We start from the raw sequence: 16384 nt of genomic DNA on the forward strand, positions 1-16384 counted from the left end.
AGGCAAGCCAGCTCCCACAGTTTTGTCCGGTGGTGTGTCAGAAGAGTTGGGTGAACAGCCAGTACAAGCTGCCCGACAGGAGGATGGCGGCTGGTAACGTCAGCACCCACGCCATCAGCAAGTTACGGATGGTCTTCATCTGCAAACCACCGCCATTGGCCACCATCGTCCCCGCCACACCGGAGGACAACACATGGGTGGTCGACACCGGCAACCCATACATATCCGCCGCGCCAATGGTCAGCATCGCGACCATTTCGGCCGAGGCGCCCTGGGCGTAGGTCAGGTGCGTCTTGCCGATTTTTTCACCTACGGTCACCACGATGCGCTTCCAACCCACCATGGTGCCCAGGCCCAGGGCGATCGCCACGGCGATCTTCACCCACAGCGGAATAAAGCGTGTGGCGTCGTCGATCTGCTGCTTGAACAGTTGCAGCTTGCCCTGGGTGTCAGCATCGAAGTTACCGATTTTGCCTTTATCCATCAGGCGGATGGTTTCGCTGGTCAGGTACATGTCGTTACGCACGTTGCCGACGGCCTCGGCGGGCACTTTGGCCAGGGAGCCGTAGCCTTTGACCTCCTCACCGATATGCCCGGTGAGGGCGGCGAGGGCCGGCACCAGTTCCGCCGTGGGTTCCTTGGTGCGCACGTAGGCCGAAAGGACCGGTCGCGGGTCGCCCGCCAGCAGCTGCGGTGCGCTTTTCACCAGGGCCACTTGGGTGACTTCAGCCACCGCGGCAAACTGCAACGACTGTTCGGCCGGCATGGTACGGTTCAGCGCGTAGGCCATCGGCAAGGTACCGACCAGGATCAGCATGATCAGGCCCATGCCTTTCTGCCCATCGTTGGAGCCGTGGGCGAAGGACACACCGGTGCAGGTGGCGATCAGCATGCCGCGGATCCACCACGGTGGCGGGGCGTCGCCTTTGGGTGCCTTATACAACGCGCGGTTCTTGACGAAGGCCCGCAGCGCCAGCAACAGCATCGCCGCAAAGGCAAAACCGATCAGCGGCGACAGCAGCAACGCGTAGCCGATCTTGAGCGCCTGGCTCCAGTCCACGCCGCTGGTGCCGTCACGCCCATGCATCAAGGCATTCGCCACGCCGACGCCGATGATCGAGCCGATCAGCGTGTGGGAAGAGGAGGCTGGCAAACCCAGCCACCAGGTGCCGAGGTTCCACAGGATCGCGGCGATCAGCAGCGCGAAGATCATCGCAAACCCAGCCGATGAACCCACCTGCAGAATCAGCTCGACCGGCAGCAAGGCAATGATGCCGAACGCCACCGCGCCGCTGGAAAGCAGCACCCCGAGAAAGTTGAAAAAGCCCGACCACACCACCGCAAAATGCGGCGGCAGCGAGTTGGTGTAGATCACCGTCGCGACGGCGTTGGCGGTGTCGTGGAAACCGTTGACGAACTCGAAGCCCAAGGCAATCAACAGCGCCACGCCCAGCAGCAGGAACGGCGTCCAGGTGGTGACTTGGGCGCCCATTTCGCGCATGTCATGCATCAGGCTGTAGGCGGTGAACAACAGGCCCATGGCGAGCACGGCGAAGAAGATGATCACCGTCACCAGGCCGGGTTTCTTGTCGAGCCTGGTTTGGGGGCTTGCGGATGAGGTATGAGGGGAGGCAGTCAGGGAAGGGGTGGCCATGCCGGGGCATCCAGTGTGATGAGGATGTCGTTCATATTCATTGCAGAATGTTACAGAGATGCTGCGGCAGGTCAGTGTTTGGCGGGATTGGTTATGCCGCTGGTCCAGTAGGCGCCGCAGAACCCCTGTGGGAGCGGGCTTGCTCGCGAATGCGGTGTGTCAGAGATAAATTCCTTAACTGACACGCCGCTTTCGCGAGCAAGCCCGCTCCCACAGGGGGATTTCATTTCAAGTCGAGAACTTGCGGAAGGCCCAACGCCCGGCAATCAAGGTAAACGTCGCCACCAACGCCACCAATATCCAGAACCCTTCCGGGTCCTGGGAAAGCGGCACGCCGCCCACGTTCATGCCGAAAAAACCGGCGATGATGTTGATCGGCAGCGCCAGCACCGTGACCACGGTGAGGGTAAACAGAGTGCGGCTGCTTTGCTCGTTGAGGTTGGCGGCGATCTCTTCCTGCAACAGCTTGATGCGTTCGCCCAGTGCCGTCAGGTCGTTGATCACCAGCGCAAACTCTTCGGTGGACTTGCGCAGCTCCTTCACGTCTTCCTTTTGCAGCCACTGCGGCGGGCGGTTGAGCAGGCGCAGCAGCGAGCCTGGCTCCAGCGCCAGCAAGCGTTGCAGGCGTACCAGCACCCGGCGCGCCGCGCCCAGTTCGGCGCGGTTGGTGGACAAGCGCGAGGACAGCAGTTGGTCTTCGATATGGTCAACGCTGATGCTGGTCTTGCGCACGATCTGGGTCAGTACTTCACCCTGGTCGCGCAGCAGGTGTACCAGCAAGGCCAGGGGCGAGCGAAAGCTTTCGCCGGCCTTGACCGACGAGCGCAATTTGTCCACCGAGTGCAGCGGTTGCAGGCGCGCGCTGATCAACAGGCGGCTGCGGGCGCACACCCACAGCGTGGAAATGTCCGACGACACCATGCTGCTGAAGTTGAACACCACATCGTTGACCACCGCCAGCAAGGCCGAGTCGACGTGTTCGATGCGGGTGGAGCGCGAGCCTTCATGCAAGGCTTCGAAGAACTCCTCCGGCAGGTCCAGGTGCGCCTGCATCCAGCGCTCGCACGCAGCGTGGGCCAGGTTCAGGTGCAGCCATAAGAACTCTTCCGGATCGCCCGGCTGTTGCAGGGCCAGCAGCGCTGTGGCCGAGTCTATCTGTTCGCCTTTTTCACCTGGGCGAAAACGAAAACCGTAAAGCAGGCCAAACAGGTCGGAGTCCTGATGGCTGTGGTCGATGCTGTGGTTCATGGCGGCTCGCAAAGAAAGCGCCTGTAGGATGTTTCACAGGTTCGCGTGGGCGATCATTGCAAGGATATTTGACAGTTTTGTGACCGTTTTCGGTTTGCTTCGCAGTGATGACATTTACTTGACCGTTTTTCAGCAACCGTTCAAGAAGGCGCTGGCACGGCACGATCGGGCATAAAAAACGCCACACGAGGGTGGCGTTATTTCCTGCGGTTCGAATCAAGTGTCCAGTTTGTCTTCCAGCACGGCGCCGGTCTTGGCATCGAGCTTCACTTCATAGTTCTTGCCGGCGGTGTCGGTCAGGTCGACTTCGTAGACCAGCGTGCCGCTGTTGTTGTGGTCCAGCTCGGTGTCGTTGATGGTGGCGCCAGCATGTTTGGCTACGGCGGCAGCGTTGAGTTTCTCGAAAGGCATCACGGCGCCGGACTTGATCAAACCTTCAACTTGGTCGGGACGAACATCCGCCTGGGCCAGGCCGGCGGTCAGGGTCAGGGCGGTGGCGGCGAACAAAGCGGTCAGGGTTTTCATGGTGTGTGTCCTTCTGGTTGAGCTGTTTAAGTGGCGCCAGATTAACCGGCGCAACTTAACTCATCCTTAATGGCGCACTGACACCAATGCTTGCCCGATCAGTACTTATAGTCGTTCAGCAGGTCCTGCACGCTGGACGACGGCCAGCGCTTGTAGAACTTCAGCAGTTCGGCGGCGCGGTTGGTGAAGATGCCGTCGACGCCGGCCTTCATCACTTTGTCGAAATCGACCGGCTCATCCACGGTGTAGACGTGCACCAGCAGGCCTTTGTCGTGGGTCAGCTTGTTCATTTCAGGCTTCACCAGGTCGGTATAGCTCTGGTCACCGTGGTCGGTCAGCTCGGCTGATGGGCCAGTGCCGATGGCGCCGAGGCTCTTGGCCTGGTCGACCCATTTTTCGAACTCGGCGGCATCCTTCGGCTCTTGCTTGGCGTAGTAGGCGGCCTTGGTCGGTTCGCCGGATTCGGCGAAGGTCACCTTGGACTTGGGTTCGATGCTGCCTTCACCCACCCACAACAGCAGGATTTTCGGGGTGTTGGGCATTTCTTTCTGAAGCTCTTTGAGGCTGGCGACTTCGAAGGTTTGCAGCACCACGCGGCCCTTGCCCTGGCCGACGCCGGTGTTGCTCTTGCCCAGCTTGGAACCGGCGGAGCTCAGCCAGCCTTTATCCAGCAGCTTGTTCTTCAGGTCGGCTTCGATGCCCGGGAATTGCTTGGGCTCCTTGGTTTCGATGTACAGGCCGGGTTTGTGCTGCGGGTTGCCTTCGGCGATCTTGATGATGTCGTCCAGGCTCAGGATCTTCAGGCCGACAAAGCCTGGGCGCGCACGGTCCGGGTAGGCGGCGTTGAACCAGCTGCCGGCGTCGAGGGTTTGCAGTTCTTTCCAGGTGAACTCATTGGCCGGGGCATCCTTGCGATCGGGGAACTTGGTGGCCACGTCGGTGGTGCGCTGCAGGTTGTTGTCGTGCAGGGCGAACAATACGCCGTCCTTGCTGCGCTGCAGGTCCAGTTCCAGGTAGTCGGCGCCCAGGTCACGCGCGATCTTGTAGGCCGCGGCGGTGGACTCGGGGGCATCGTAGGAAGCGCCACGGTGGGCGATCACGGCAGGGTAGGGGATGCCTTCGTTGGTCGCCAATTCGGCCGGGCTGATCGGGTCGGCAGCCTGTGCCTGGCCAAGGCCGAGCATCAGGGCCAGCAGCAGGGCGCTCTTGGTAAACGTGGCAGGCATATGCGAAGTCCTTTCATAAAGGTAGCTTTGAGAAGGCCTCCTTTTTAACAATTGATTGCGTAAGGCGCTATCACCAAACCGACATTAACGTGCGCACGGGCAAAAAAAATCGGGTTTTTTGGGGACCCATTGCAGTACTCTTGCCCCCAGCTGCCCCGTCAGAGGGCGGTACTTGCCGCCACGCGTGTAAACCATCTTTCCAGTCCGCGTAGGACTTTTCAGTGAGGTTTACCATGCGCATCACCTCCGAGCTTATCTGCCAGGCCGCCGACCACCTCCACGGTTTTGTCGGCCTCAACCGCAAGACCGGTCAGTACATTGTGCGTTTCAGCGAAGACGCGTTCGGCATGGACGTGGCCGATGACGGCATCATCCCCACTGCGGAATTCGTTTGGCTGCCGGGCCCGGAGCAGACCATGACCCTGTCCCGCGAGCGCATCCAGTTGTTGCTGGACCAGAATATCGACGACCGCATCAACATTACCGAGCCGCTGCGGGTTTACATGCGGCGGGTGGAAATTCCCCAGATCAGTGCGTTGCGCAGTCTGGTGAGCTGAATCGATATAAAGTTCTGGTCTTGTGAAGATCCAAAATGTGGGAGCGGGCTTGCTCGCGAATGCGGTGTGTCAGTCACTAAATATTTGTCTGACACACTGTATTCGCGAGCAAGCCCGCTCCCACAAGTGTTATGCATCTCAGGTTTGGAATGTATAGGCCCGTTCGACTTTGCACACCCGCGTGTGGAACGCCGAGTACCAAGTGGCGCGTCCCTGCTCACGCACCGCACGATGCTCGGCCTGCTGCTTCCAGGCCAGGATCGCCGCCTCACTTTCCCAGTACGACACGGTGATCCCCAGGCCGTCTTCCCGTGCCGATTCCACGCCGAGAAACCCCGGTTGCTCGCGCGCCAGTTCCAGCATGCGCTTGGCAGCCTGGCCGTAACCTTGATCGCCCTCGGTGCGCAGTGAGCTGAAAATCACTGCGTAGTAAGGCGGGGCGGGCGTACTGGCAATCATGCCGACACCGCCTGGCAGGCTTTGAGCAGGGCCAGCGCCAAGGGCGGAGTGACGCCCTTCGCCGCGGCGCGTTCAGGCTGGAACAGCGTGGCGACGAAGAACGGATGGTTGAGCAGTTCCACCGCGCGCAGGTCGCCTGCCGAATCGTGACCGCTGGGGATCAGGTCGCCTTCCAGCAGGGCATCGAGGAATTCAGGGTTCACGCCGTAGCGGCATCGATAGCCTTCCTGCGCGTCAAGGCGGCCGTAGGCTTCGGCGATGCGGGTGTAGGGCACCAGGCGTAGGGTGTCGATGGCTTCCACCAGCGCGCAACTGAGCGGCGCGATCACTGCGCGCTTGGACTCTGGAGCGAGTTCGCCATGTTCGGCGTCGGCCCAGCCCAGCACGTTGCGCGCATATTCCAACACCGCGTGTTGAAAACCGCCGCAGGTACCCAGGAACGGTCGCCCTTGCTCACGGGCAAAACGGATCGCCCGCAGGGCGCCGTCGGTGTCGCGGTACGGGCTGGCGGGGACACACCAGAAACCGTCGAAGCCGTGGAGGGTTGCCGGCATGGCATCCGTGCCCAACCATTGCACATGCACGGTCAGGCCCAAGGCGTCGGCCGCTTGTTGCAGCGCCACGGGAATCGCCTGGTGGGCGATCACATCCGGGTTGTAATCGCCGATCAGGGCGAGGTGCAGAGGCGTGGTTTTCATCGTGTACATCCCTTCGCTTGTGGTGTCCTGGGGCGCATTATAGATTGGCGTCCACGCAATCAATATTGGCGTTTGCCCACATGCTCAATGCAGCCACGCACTATTCAATTGACTATCCTGACCTGTCGCTGATCCTGGCCCTGGTGCGCGGCGGCACCCTGGCGCGGGCTGCGGCATTATTGCGGGTGGATGTGTCCACGGTGTTTCGCGCGGTGCGGCGCCTGGAAGCGTCGCTGGGCCAGACGCTGTTTGAAAAAAGCCGCGCCGGCTACCTGCCCACCGGCCTGGCCAGCAACCTGGCAGAGCAGGCGGAACGCGCCGAACTAGCCCTGGAAGCGGCGCGTATGGGGGTGGAGCAGGGCGCGGAAGTGATCAGCGGCACGGTGCGCCTGACCTGCACCGATTCGGTACTGCAAGGCCTGTTGCTGCCGGCCCTGGCCCAGTTCATGCCGCGCTACCCGGCGCTGACGCTTGAGCTGAGCACGTCGAATGATTTCGCCAACCTCAGCCGTCGCGACGCGGATATCGCCTTGCGCCTGACCCGCACGCCGCCGGAACATCTGGTTGGCCGTTGCCTCGGGCGCGTGGCCTATCAGGTCTGCGCCAGCCCGGATTTTGCCCGCCAGCACCAGGGACGCGCGTTGGCGGATCTGCCCTGGATCGCCCCGGATGATTTCCTGCCCGACCACCCCACAGTCGTCTGGCGCCGCGAGCACCTGCCCGGCATACGCCTCAGCTATCGCTGCAACAGCCTGTTGTCGGTGACTGAATTAGTGCGCGCGGGGTTGGGCGTGGCGGCGTTGCCGGACTTTCTGCTGGAGGCCGGCCTGCAACCGCTGGGCCCCGCGTTGGCGGGGTACGACACGGCATTGTGGTTGCTCACGCGTCCCGATTGCCGGGCGTTGCGTTCGGTGGTGACGCTGTTTGATGAATTGGGCAGGCATGTGCAGATAAAGTCTGATCATCGCGCGGCCTTCGCCTTGTAGTGAGCGGGCTTGTCCCGCGCTGGGTGGCGAAGCCGCCCCAAACCAGGCGACGCGGTGTTACCTGTAACTCGGCGGTGACTGTATTAGGGCCGCTCCGCCACCCAGCGCGGGACAAGCCCGCTCACTACAGGTCCTGTCAGCCAGCAAGCATGAAGATTGGGCATCAAGATAGGTCAGCTGCCGCCCCGCTCGTTGGCAAACGCACTCACTGCCTGCACGGCTTCGCTGGTGCCTTCGCGAATCTGCAGGATCGCAGCGCCCGCACGGTTGGCCAGGTCGACACCCAGCGCCGCACGGTCGCGGGTGCCGTCCATGCTGTGGATGGCCTGGCGGGTTTCGTCCTGGATCATCGCGATCATGCTGGAAATCTCCGCCGTCGAACCGCTGGTGCGCGCCGCCAATTGCCGTACTTCATCCGCCACCACGGCAAACCCGCGGCCTTGTTCGCCGGCACGCGCGGCCTCGATGGCAGCGTTGAGTGCCAGCAGGTTGGTCTGGTCGGCAATGCCGCGAATGGTGTTGACGATGGTGGTGATCTGCTGCGAACGCTCGCCCAGCTTGGCGATCAGTTGCGAGGAACCGTCGATGTCGGCGGCAATGTCGCGCATGCCGCTGGCCGTTTGCTGGATCACCTCGGCACCTTTTTCGGCGATGTCCCGGGTGTTCAGGGAAATGTGGTACGCCTGGGCGGCACTGGCGGCGTCGGCGCTGTGTTGTTGCACCCTGGCAGTGACGTCCGAGGCGAACTTGACCACTTTGCACAGGCGCCCGCTGGCGTCGTAGACCGGGTTGTAGTTGGCTTCGAGCCATACGGTGTGGCCGTGTTTGTCCACGCGTTCGAACTGGCCGCTGAACAACTCGCCCTGGTTCAGGCGCTGCCAGAAATCACTGTAGGCCGAGCTGTTGGCCACCTCGGCGGTGCAGAACAGGCGGTGATGCTGGCCCTGGATCTGCGCCAGGCTGTAACCCATGCGCTGCAGGAAATTGGCGTTGGCGGTGATGATGGTACCGTCGAGGTTGAACTCGATCACCGCCATGGCACGGCCAATGGCTTCCAACTTGGCATTGGCTTCGCTTTCGGCCTGCAGGCGCGGGGTGACGTCCATCGCGTACTTCACCACTTTGGTCACTTGGCCCGCGTCATCACGCACCGGGTTGTAGCTGGCTTCCAGCCACACCGACTGGCCGTCGCCGGCCACCCGTTCAAACGTACCGGACTGGAATTGGCCATTGCGCAGGTTCGACCATAGCTGGCTGTACTGCGCGCTACGGGCGAACGCGGGCGTACAGAACATCCGATGGGGCTGGCCTTGGACCTGCTCGGCGCGGTAGCCCATGGTCTGGAGGAAGTTGGCGTTGGCCCGCAGCACGTTGCCGGACAAGTCGAATTCGATCACTGCCATGGAGCGCTCGATAGCGTCCAGCAGGCTGGCCTGTTGCGCGATGGTGTGTTGCAGGGTGTCGACGGTTTTTTTATGGGCGGTGAATAACATATTCGATGCTCGGGCAAGCAGCCTTCTAGGGTTTCCGTGGGTATGCGCCTGCCCCCGTAAGGTATCCGCCATACGGTTGACTAGCTCATTGTCAGCGTCCTTGCACTGACAGAGGGGGGATGGAACAACGGGTTCAGAGTGATCAGCCTGACAAGAAGTTCGCCCAAGGGGCAGGTCCTTTTTTGGGTAGACGACCAATGGTGGCATTTTGATTTTTATTTGCTGCAGAGTTGGCATATTTGCCAGGTCGATGGGGCTGCCGGCGCGGCCGAGGGCGCGGGGATTAATGAGGGCGGTCAGGGGGGATTTCGTAGCCGGCCAGGAACAGGTCAATGGCTGACTCGATCACGCTGGCCTGGCTGGCGGCGTCGAGCACCGGTTGGCCCAGTGTGATCTGCGGCCAGAAGGCGAAAGCCTTGAGCAGGCTCTGTATCTGGTGCGCGGCAAAGGCCGGCTCTGCGCAACTGAGCCGGCCATCTGCCTGGGCGGCGCGTACCCATTGGGTAAAGCCTTCTTCGCGCTGGCTCAGGCGGTTAACCATGTCTTGCGCACGTTCCGGCGAATGAATGGTGGCGGCGATGGCGACCCGGGCCAGGTCGAGGAAATTGGCATCCGCCATCATCTGCATCTTCGCTTCCAGCAAACCGCGCAATTGTTCGCGCAGTGGGCGGTCGCTGGCGTAGGTGACGTCGAGTTGCGCGACGCTGCTGGCCCAGAGCTGATGGAGGATTTCGGCGAACAGCTCTTCCTTGCTGGGGAAGTGGTTGTACACCGTGCGCTTGGAAACGCCGGCGGTGGCGGCGATCTTGTCCATGCTGGTGACCTCGAAACCGTTTTCGCGAAACTCGGCGATGGCGGCTGCCACGATGGCTTCGCGTTTACGGTCGGTGAGGCGTTGAGGGGCAGTCATGGGTGGCGTTCGGCTCTTGGAGGAAATTACACTCGGTAGTTTACTTGCTGCGGATTTTGTTGCAATCTTGAAACTACACTGTGCAGTGTAGTTTATCAGCGATCCGTAGGAGTCACCCGGTAATGGCCACGATCTCATCCCGTGTCGATGCTTCGCCAGCGGCGCCCAAGCAGGCCCAGGGGCACTTCCACAACGATGCCCCCGTGCCGCAGGGTGGTTTCGGCAAGACCTTGCGTATTTTCTGGAACATGCTGTTCCACAAGCCGCGCAGCACGCGACCGACGGGGCAGATTCCAGTACAGGCGCTGACCCGCGAGCAGTTGCTGGCGGCCCCGGATCACAGCGTGTTTCGCCTCGGGCATTCCACCATTTTGCTGAAAATGCGCGGCAAATTCTGGCTGACCGACCCGGTGTTCGCCGAGCGTGCGTCACCGTTCAGTTGGGCCGGCCCCAAACGTTTCCATGCGCCGCCCATCAGTATTGAAGCGTTGCCACCGTTGGAAGCGGTGATTCTTTCCCACAACCACTATGACCACCTTGACCGCGCGGCAGTCGTTCTATTGGCCGAGAAGACCCGCTGTTTCCTTGCGCCGCTGGGTGTGGGCGACCTGCTGATAAAGTGGGGCGTGGAGGCCGGCAAAGTGCGCCAGTTGGATTGGTGGCAGGGTACTGAGGTGGAGGGCATTCGGTTTGTCGCAACGCCTGCGCAACATTTTTCCGGGCGCGGCCTGTTTGACGCCAACCAGACCCTGTGGTGTTCCTGGGTGATGATCGATGGCGCCCGGCGGATCTTTTTCAGCGGCGACACCGGCTACTTCGATGGCTTCAAGCGCATTGGCGAACAGTACGGCCCGTTTGATCTGACCCTGATGGAAACAGGTGCTTACAACGTCGATTGGCCCCATGTGCACATGCAGCCGGAGCAAACCCTGCAGGCCCATATCGATCTCAAGGGTCGCTGGTTGCTGCCGATTCACAACGGCACCTTTGACCTGGCGTTCCATGCCTGGCATGAGCCGTTCGACCGCATCATGGCCCTGGCCTGGGAGCGCAACGTGTCGATCACCACACCGCCGATGGGGCAGGCGTTCAGTTTGACCCAACCTGAACGTGGGTATGCGTGGTGGCTGGAGGTTGAAACCCAAGGCGCGCAGGAACACCTCGCCAACTGACGGGAGCGGCGTCAAAAAAAACGGCGTCGGAAAAAGGAGTTTTCAAGCTGTTTCAGCGCTGCGACAGGCGCCAGGCAAGGGTGCGATGATCCCCGGAAAATCATTGGCCGTGGCGCAGGGTTTTATGGAAAGTAAATGTACGAAATATTGGCGAGCCGGGATCCCTTGCCCTGCGGGCGAACCTGCCTCTGTACTCGCTGCGCTGTCAGGTCTGGCAGCGACGTCCAGCGACCCTGCGAGCCCCAGGGCTATCGCATTTGGTGTCGATCCCCACACGCCTGGCAAACCGGAAACGAGCGTCCCGATTCCGGGATACGATGCCCCAGGGCTTCCCCTCAAACCCCTGCGCGACCCATCGCTGTCACTGATTGCCTTGGGTGGTGTCGATCCGTCTGGCCCGGTGATGGTGGAAGTCCCCCTGGTCCAAAACAACACGACCTTTACGGGCACTCACGCAGTGCGCGGCAGGCGCGTGGGGTTTGCCGAGCGGTTTGTGGATGCTCAGGAACAGGAGCCGATCGAACACAATCCGTCTTTTCTGAGAGCGCTGGATGTCCTGCGCCGAGCGGGCGCTGAGCTGGTACCGGTGCATGCGCATCGGGCCAATCACACCCCCCATGCCCGTAATGAAATCGATGAGCTCGCGCGTGAATATCGATTGGACGCCTTGGTGTCCGACAGCCGCAGCAGTGCCTTCCATGGCGCCTGCGCAAGCGACTGTCCGGGGATTGGCGAGCCACTCGAGGATGGCGCGACGCTTTGGTTCTACGGCGCACGATGGGCGAAGGACTGGCTGGCAAGCCTGGTGCAGGAATATCGAAGCGTTCATCGGTTGATGGGGCCACACCAGAGGCCACCCGCTGCGTTGAACTATCCCACGCCGTGAGTGGCCCGTGTCGCGCAGCCTGGGAGAAGAGGAATTTTTAGACTGGCCAACGGATCAACGTCGATCCTTCGTCATTTCTTACTCCTCAAGAGGTCTTATGTTAGGTATCGCATATGGAATGGGCTCCCTCGTCCGGCAATTCGTACAGTCTTTCACGGATGACTATTCCTCCGTCGCTTCAACGCCCGTCCCCCCAGGTACCGAGTACCTCAGTGTCAAAGAGCTGGGCGCGCAAATGTCCCGGCCGGGCGGGCTTACCTCGGCGGACCTGGTCACTTACTTGCAGGAACGGATCCGCAAAGTGGATCCGCAATTGCGTTCCGTCATCGAACTGAACCCTGAGGCGCTTGCGACCGCCCGAGAGTTGGATCGCGAGCGAGCCAGCGGCAAGGTGCGCGGGCCACTGCATGGCATTCCCATCCTGCTCAAGGACACGATCGAAACCGCCGGCATGCAAACCAGCGCGGGCGCGTTTGGGCTGGTAGGTACATCTGCCGGCAAGAACGCCCCGTTGGTTGACTACCTGATCCAGCAAGGCGCGGTGATCCTGGGCAAAACCAATATGACTGAACTGGCCGGGCTTCGTGGTGGTCCCGATGGCTGGAGCAGTCGGGGCGGGCAAACCCTTAACCCGCATCAACCGGAGGCCGACGTCGGAGGTTCCAGTTCCGGCTCCGCCGCAGCAGTGGCTGCAGGTTTGGCTCCCTTAGCAGTGGGGGCAGAGACCAGTGGATCGATCATCGTGCCCGCAGCGCGTAACGGCGTTGTTGGTCTCAAGCCCAGCGTGGGCCTGCTGGACCGCAACGGGATTATTCCTGCGAGCCAACGGCAGGACACGCCGGGGCCGATGGCTCGCTCGGTGTTCGATGTTGCGCTGATGCTCAATGCCATGTCGGGCAGCGATCCTCAGGATCCAGCGAGCGTGGGGGCGCCCCAAGGCATCGATTACACCGCACTACTGGTTCCCGGCGCCTTGAAAGGCAAGCGTATTGGCTATCCTGCGACGTTTTCGAAAAACGGCGAATCCCTGTCGGTCGAGAACAGTCCGCAATTCAACCGGACACTTGAGGTGCTGCGTGAGCAGGGTGCGGTTTTGGTGCCGGTCAACCTGCGCCTGGCCGATGCTTCGCGTTACGACGAGTTGCTGCTGTCGGATGTGAAAGAGGAGTTGAATGGTTACCTGGGCAAGCGATCAGGGCTGCCGGTCAAATCACTGACCGAGCTGATCAAGTTCAATGAAGACCGTGATGGCACTGTGGAGGATCATCAGCCGGTACTCAAGGCGATCAGCGCCTCTACGCTGACGCCGGAGCAAAGCAAGCCACTTTGGGACACGCTCATCCAGGATTTCCGCAACTCCATTGACGAGCCGATCCAGTCAGAAAACCTTGACGCCATGGTGTCGGATTTCGAGACCAACAGTTACTTTGGCGTCGCAGCGGCGGGTTACCCGGGGATTGCCGTACCTTCCGGTAAGGATGAGGACGGTGTACCGACCAGCGCCTACTTCTTCGGCACCCGTTGGGCCGAACCTACCTTGCTGGCGGTGGCCCATGGGTATGAGCAGGCAGCCGAGGTTGCGATCAAGCCCGCGCTTTGACGTCACGGTTTACACTTGAACAATGACCTACAGAATCCACATCCTCGGTGCCGCCGGCGCCGGTACGACTACCTTGGGCAAGGCACTGGCCGAGCGCCTGAACGTCGCCTATTTCGATTCCGACGACTTCTACTGGCAACAGACTGCAGCGCCTTTTACCGTCCCACGCGCCAAGGATGAACGGATTCGCTTGCTACAAGAACAGACCTGCGGCCTGGAAGGCTGGGTGCTGTCCGGTTCACTGTGTGGTTGGGGCGACCCGATGATTCCGCTGTTCACCCATGCAGTGTTCCTGCGCCTGGACCTGGAAGTACGCCTGCACCGCCTGCGCCTGCGGGAACTTCAGCGTTACGGCGATGAAGTCCTGCCAGGCGGCAAACGGCATGAAAACAGCATCGCCTTTCTGGCCTGGGCTGCGCGCTACGACGGCGGCAACCACAGCCTACGCAGTCTGCGCAGGCACGAAACCTGGTTGAAAACACTGACCTGCCCGGTGATACGGTTGGACTCTACGCACCATTCGGTTGAGGGGTTGGTGAGTCAGTTGTTAGGAAAAATCAGTGATTAATGCGGGGAGTTGATCAAGCAAACAGCACTTCAATACGGCCTTGAACGCGACAAGCGGGAGCCGCACTTATAACGATTTGCACATCACGACCTAATAGCGATAAGCACTCAAGCATCTTGGCCTCACTGATGCCTCTGAACTTTCCGCGAAGCATCTCAGAAACCTTGGGTTGCGACAGGCCAAGGATCACCGAAGCCTGAGACTGGGTGAAATTGCGTGTTTTCAGAATTTCACCGATCTTTGCTGCGAGCTGTGCCTTGACCTGCATTTCGCTGGCGTCAGGCTGGCCAATATCCTCATAGACATTGCCGCTGCTTGCTTCGATTTCAATCGCCTTGTGATGCTTTTGCATGATCCTGCGCCGCCTTGAGTCGCTGTTTGATCAGTTGTATATCGTTCTGCGTTGTTGCAATGCCTTTTGTCGACTTCTTCTGAAAGCAATGAAGGACGTAGACAGCAGAGCCAAACCGAACGGTGTAAACCCCTCGATAAGTGTTGCCGTCGAAATCCTCGACAATCTCCAAAACTGCATTACCACCAAACCCTTTCAACGCCTTGGCCTGTGAGTGCCTGCTACCCTCCTGAGCAAGGTGCAGTGCGAAGCCAAATACGTCTTGAACGGAACAGGGCATCAATTGCAGATCTTTTTTGCTTGCGCCCACCCACAGGAGTGGCTTCCATGGACTCATCAGAGAATATACCTAAATAGGGATAATCGTGAATGCAGTTTGAAAATTTACTCTACCGTCTGATACGCCAATTGCGTGGATGACTCGGACAACGCTCCTCTCACACTCATCCCCCACCCCGGCGCAAACCCCGGGAAAAACACCAGCCCTTCAGCCTCCAGCCGAAACGCCAATGCCAAGCGGGTTTCATCTCCCACGTCGCGTTGGCTTTCAAACTGTTGAACCGCCTCCACCGCCACGCCGGCCTGGATGGCCAGGTCTTCCCGGCTCCAGCCCAGCATCGCGCGGGCTTGCACGCTGTGCTTGGCGGTGAATTGATGCAGGACGATCTGCTGTTCTACGAAAGAGCTCATTGCCAGAGAGGACATGGTTTTCTCCAGGGTTCGACGGGGGAGGGCTAACTATACTGTGTTTTTGTACAGTTGTTTTGACCGCTCATCAACTGCTTTTTAATGGCGGGGCTCTGACCCGTTTCCCGTGCAAGGGCTCGCGATTTGCTAGATGCTGGCCGTGATGCTGCAAGGCTGCCTCTATTGCACCCCCGGCGCCTCCCGAATGATCAGGTGGTCCAGGTTCTCGATATTCGCACTGAATACCCCAAACGTCTGTTCGGGGTTTTTCTTGCTGGGCACCTGTTTCAGCTCCGGCGTCACGCCGTAAAAGAAGCAATACAACGCCCGTTCACTGTCCACCGCGGCCTTGATCTGCTCCAGGAACGCCTTGCGCTTGCGGTAGTTCTCGATGAGTTTCTTGCTCAGGTAGACGTTGACCGAGTAGGGCTTCTTGTCGAGCCACACCTTTTTTTCGAAGTCGATGCGAAAGCTGCTGGTGTAGTCCTTGATGGCTTTGATCTTGCCCCAGTAGATCAGGCCTTTGTTGTCTTGCAGGTATTCGATCTTTTTGAAAAACGTCCAGTAGGTCGCGGTGTGTTCGCCGATCTTCAAGGGCATGCGCTTGAGCTTGTCCTTGTCGTCGATGTTGGACACGAAGCACTCCACCGGGTGGGCGAAGACGCTGGTTTTGTCTGGGGTGCTGTCGTTGGTGCCGTGGGATGTGGTGGTACGGTTTGAAGGTACTTTCGATGGGTCCTGTGGGACGCTGGCGTCGGCACCGGTAAGTGACGGTTTGCGTGGGTACTGCCGGCGGGTCAATACCCACTCCGATGGGAAATTTTCTTCGCGATCGTCGTCACTTTCACCGGTCGCGGCCTTATGGATGCTGGCGTAACGGCACCCGTCGATATGCCGGGTCGTGGTCTTGTTCTTGAAGTGCGGCGTGCGCAGGTAATTGACGTTTTTTGCATTGAACGTGCTCAGCGCGTTGCCTGTATCGAACGCAGCGCGGCATGCATCGTTGGGGCAGAGGAAGCTGTCCTGGTCGGAATCGAAATCGACGGTTTCGTCGAAATTCAGCTCGCGTACGTCGTAGATCGACAGCTTTTCATCGAGACTCAGGCTGTAGGCCGTGTCGAATTTCATGGGCTCAGGTCCGTGAGATGTTTAGCTGGATATTACGCAAATATCCGTAGGTACAAAGATCAAATATGGGAGCAGGCAAACAGCTCCCACATTAGAGCAGTGGTGCTGGTGGGGCGGGTTCACAGCCACGCCTTAACACCGTTCAAATGTGGGAGGCCCCGCCAAATCATCAACTTGGCGCTGTCGCGCATCAAACTGGGGCTTCTGTGGCGAGCGGGCTTGCCCCGCGTTGGGG

The 16384-nt window shown here is 60.2% G+C and carries 18 protein-coding genes; 6 read left to right on the plus strand and 12 right to left on the minus strand.

Annotated elements, in window-relative coordinates; all coding sequences use genetic code 11:
- Positions 1-37 precede the first annotated feature (37 nt).
- From H0Z09_RS11880 to H0Z09_RS11895, 4 genes are all read right to left on the minus strand, one after another.
- Complete coding sequence (locus H0Z09_RS11880) at positions 38-1654, minus strand: inorganic phosphate transporter (protein WP_186690744.1); 1617 nt, start codon at positions 1652-1654, stop codon at positions 38-40.
- A 228-nt stretch (positions 1655-1882) separates the two neighbouring features.
- Positions 1883-2902, minus strand: coding sequence for a transporter (locus H0Z09_RS11885; RefSeq protein ID WP_186690746.1), 1020 nt, complete (start codon positions 2900-2902; stop codon positions 1883-1885).
- Positions 2903-3118: 216 nt separating this feature from the next.
- On the minus strand, positions 3119-3427 hold the full coding sequence (locus tag H0Z09_RS11890; protein WP_186690754.1) for a PepSY domain-containing protein: 309 nt from the start codon (positions 3425-3427) through the stop codon (positions 3119-3121).
- Positions 3428-3525: 98 nt separating this feature from the next.
- The gene (locus H0Z09_RS11895) at positions 3526-4653 is read right to left on the minus strand and encodes a glycerophosphodiester phosphodiesterase family protein (RefSeq protein WP_169377864.1); all 1128 of its coding nucleotides are present in this window, start codon (positions 4651-4653) and stop codon (positions 3526-3528) included.
- A gap of 233 nt (positions 4654-4886) precedes the next feature.
- On the opposite strand from H0Z09_RS11895, the gene H0Z09_RS11900 reads away from it, so the two are divergent.
- Positions 4887-5210: a DUF2025 family protein gene (locus H0Z09_RS11900; RefSeq protein WP_186690756.1), complete on the plus strand. Its 324-nt coding sequence runs from the start codon at positions 4887-4889 to the stop codon at positions 5208-5210.
- A gap of 138 nt (positions 5211-5348) precedes the next feature.
- Here H0Z09_RS11900 and H0Z09_RS11905 read toward each other — a convergent pair whose 3' ends face one another.
- Positions 5349-5669: an antibiotic biosynthesis monooxygenase gene (locus tag H0Z09_RS11905; RefSeq protein WP_186690758.1), complete on the minus strand. Its 321-nt coding sequence runs from the start codon at positions 5667-5669 to the stop codon at positions 5349-5351.
- Positions 5666-6367 (minus strand): CTP synthase, encoded by a 702-nt coding sequence (locus H0Z09_RS11910; protein WP_186690760.1) that lies wholly within the window; start codon positions 6365-6367, stop codon positions 5666-5668. The genes H0Z09_RS11905 and H0Z09_RS11910 overlap by 4 nt, the downstream gene beginning before the upstream one ends.
- Positions 6368-6447: 80 nt before the next feature.
- Here H0Z09_RS11910 and H0Z09_RS11915 point away from each other — a divergent pair, with 80 nt between their 5' ends.
- Positions 6448-7353: a LysR family transcriptional regulator gene (locus H0Z09_RS11915; protein WP_186690761.1), complete on the plus strand. Its 906-nt coding sequence runs from the start codon at positions 6448-6450 to the stop codon at positions 7351-7353.
- 173 nt (positions 7354-7526) lie between these two features.
- Here the strand turns inward: H0Z09_RS11915 and H0Z09_RS11920 are convergent, their stop codons facing one another.
- Together H0Z09_RS11920 and H0Z09_RS11925 are read right to left on the minus strand one after the other, a co-directional pair.
- Complete coding sequence (locus H0Z09_RS11920; protein ID WP_186690762.1) at positions 7527-8846, minus strand: PAS domain-containing methyl-accepting chemotaxis protein; 1320 nt, start codon at positions 8844-8846, stop codon at positions 7527-7529.
- A gap of 283 nt (positions 8847-9129) precedes the next feature.
- Positions 9130-9756, minus strand: a complete 627-nt coding sequence (locus tag H0Z09_RS11925) for a TetR/AcrR family transcriptional regulator (protein WP_186690763.1) — start codon at positions 9754-9756, stop codon at positions 9130-9132.
- A 122-nt stretch (positions 9757-9878) separates the two neighbouring features.
- Here H0Z09_RS11925 and H0Z09_RS11930 point away from each other — a divergent pair, with 122 nt between their 5' ends.
- The 4 genes from H0Z09_RS11930 (at position 9879) to H0Z09_RS11945 (ending at position 13982) form a co-directional block, all read left to right on the plus strand.
- Entirely contained in the window at positions 9879-10928 is a 1050-nt protein-coding gene (locus H0Z09_RS11930) for an MBL fold metallo-hydrolase (protein WP_186690764.1), read from the plus strand.
- On the plus strand, positions 10891-11814 hold the full coding sequence (locus H0Z09_RS27300) for a hypothetical protein (protein WP_238340228.1): 924 nt from the start codon (positions 10891-10893) through the stop codon (positions 11812-11814). The genes H0Z09_RS11930 and H0Z09_RS27300 overlap by 38 nt, the downstream gene beginning before the upstream one ends.
- Before the next feature lie 97 nt (positions 11815-11911).
- Positions 11912-13414 carry an amidase family protein gene (locus H0Z09_RS11940; RefSeq protein ID WP_186690793.1) on the plus strand — a complete coding sequence of 501 codons (1503 nt, stop codon included), beginning with the start codon at positions 11912-11914 and terminating at the stop codon, positions 13412-13414.
- A gap of 22 nt (positions 13415-13436) precedes the next feature.
- Positions 13437-13982: an AAA family ATPase gene (locus H0Z09_RS11945; RefSeq protein WP_186690765.1), complete on the plus strand. Its 546-nt coding sequence runs from the start codon at positions 13437-13439 to the stop codon at positions 13980-13982.
- A gap of 13 nt (positions 13983-13995) precedes the next feature.
- Here the strand turns inward: H0Z09_RS11945 and H0Z09_RS11950 are convergent, their stop codons facing one another.
- The 4 genes from H0Z09_RS11950 to H0Z09_RS11965 all read right to left on the minus strand — a co-directional run bounded on the left by H0Z09_RS11950 (position 13996) and on the right by H0Z09_RS11965 (position 16149).
- Positions 13996-14334: a helix-turn-helix transcriptional regulator gene (locus H0Z09_RS11950; RefSeq protein WP_076949644.1), complete on the minus strand. Its 339-nt coding sequence runs from the start codon at positions 14332-14334 to the stop codon at positions 13996-13998.
- The gene (locus tag H0Z09_RS11955; protein ID WP_186690766.1) at positions 14309-14671 is read right to left on the minus strand and encodes a type II toxin-antitoxin system RelE/ParE family toxin; all 363 of its coding nucleotides are present in this window, start codon (positions 14669-14671) and stop codon (positions 14309-14311) included. Before H0Z09_RS11955 ends, H0Z09_RS11950 begins: the two co-directional genes overlap by 26 nt.
- Before the next feature lie 47 nt (positions 14672-14718).
- A complete protein-coding gene (locus H0Z09_RS11960; RefSeq protein WP_076949642.1) occupies positions 14719-15039 on the minus strand; it encodes a helix-turn-helix transcriptional regulator in 321 nt (106 codons plus the stop codon).
- Positions 15040-15201: 162 nt separating this feature from the next.
- A complete protein-coding gene (locus H0Z09_RS11965) occupies positions 15202-16149 on the minus strand; it encodes a hypothetical protein (RefSeq protein WP_186690767.1) in 948 nt (315 codons plus the stop codon).
- Between the last annotated feature and the right edge of the window lie 235 nt (positions 16150-16384).

This window comes from Pseudomonas sp. SWRI18 (genome assembly GCF_014268345.1).
Lineage (GTDB): Bacteria > Pseudomonadota > Gammaproteobacteria > Pseudomonadales > Pseudomonadaceae > Aquipseudomonas > Aquipseudomonas cedrina.

Coding starts and splice junctions, on each gene's coding strand:
- H0Z09_RS11920 (WP_186690762.1), bottom strand. CDS start 8,846: ATGTTATTCACCGCCCATAAAAAAACCGTCGACACCCTGCAACACACC.
- H0Z09_RS11930 (WP_186690764.1), top strand. CDS start 9,879: ATGGCCACGATCTCATCCCGTGTCGATGCTTCGCCAGCGGCGCCCAAG.
- H0Z09_RS11895 (WP_169377864.1), bottom strand. CDS start 4,653: ATGCCTGCCACGTTTACCAAGAGCGCCCTGCTGCTGGCCCTGATGCTC.
- H0Z09_RS11960 (WP_076949642.1), bottom strand. CDS start 15,039: ATGTCCTCTCTGGCAATGAGCTCTTTCGTAGAACAGCAGATCGTCCTG.
- H0Z09_RS11965 (WP_186690767.1), bottom strand. CDS start 16,149: ATGAAATTCGACACGGCCTACAGCCTGAGTCTCGATGAAAAGCTGTCG.
- H0Z09_RS11945 (WP_186690765.1), top strand. CDS start 13,437: ATGACCTACAGAATCCACATCCTCGGTGCCGCCGGCGCCGGTACGACT.
- H0Z09_RS11955 (WP_186690766.1), bottom strand. CDS start 14,671: ATGAGTCCATGGAAGCCACTCCTGTGGGTGGGCGCAAGCAAAAAAGAT.
- H0Z09_RS11925 (WP_186690763.1), bottom strand. CDS start 9,756: ATGACTGCCCCTCAACGCCTCACCGACCGTAAACGCGAAGCCATCGTG.
- H0Z09_RS11905 (WP_186690758.1), bottom strand. CDS start 5,669: ATGATTGCCAGTACGCCCGCCCCGCCTTACTACGCAGTGATTTTCAGC.
- H0Z09_RS11910 (WP_186690760.1), bottom strand. CDS start 6,367: ATGAAAACCACGCCTCTGCACCTCGCCCTGATCGGCGATTACAACCCG.
- H0Z09_RS11915 (WP_186690761.1), top strand. CDS start 6,448: ATGCTCAATGCAGCCACGCACTATTCAATTGACTATCCTGACCTGTCG.
- H0Z09_RS11885 (WP_186690746.1), bottom strand. CDS start 2,902: ATGAACCACAGCATCGACCACAGCCATCAGGACTCCGACCTGTTTGGC.
- H0Z09_RS11950 (WP_076949644.1), bottom strand. CDS start 14,334: ATGCAAAAGCATCACAAGGCGATTGAAATCGAAGCAAGCAGCGGCAAT.
- H0Z09_RS11900 (WP_186690756.1), top strand. CDS start 4,887: ATGCGCATCACCTCCGAGCTTATCTGCCAGGCCGCCGACCACCTCCAC.
- H0Z09_RS11880 (WP_186690744.1), bottom strand. CDS start 1,654: ATGGCCACCCCTTCCCTGACTGCCTCCCCTCATACCTCATCCGCAAGC.
- H0Z09_RS11890 (WP_186690754.1), bottom strand. CDS start 3,427: ATGAAAACCCTGACCGCTTTGTTCGCCGCCACCGCCCTGACCCTGACC.
- H0Z09_RS11940 (WP_186690793.1), top strand. CDS start 11,912: ATGTTAGGTATCGCATATGGAATGGGCTCCCTCGTCCGGCAATTCGTA.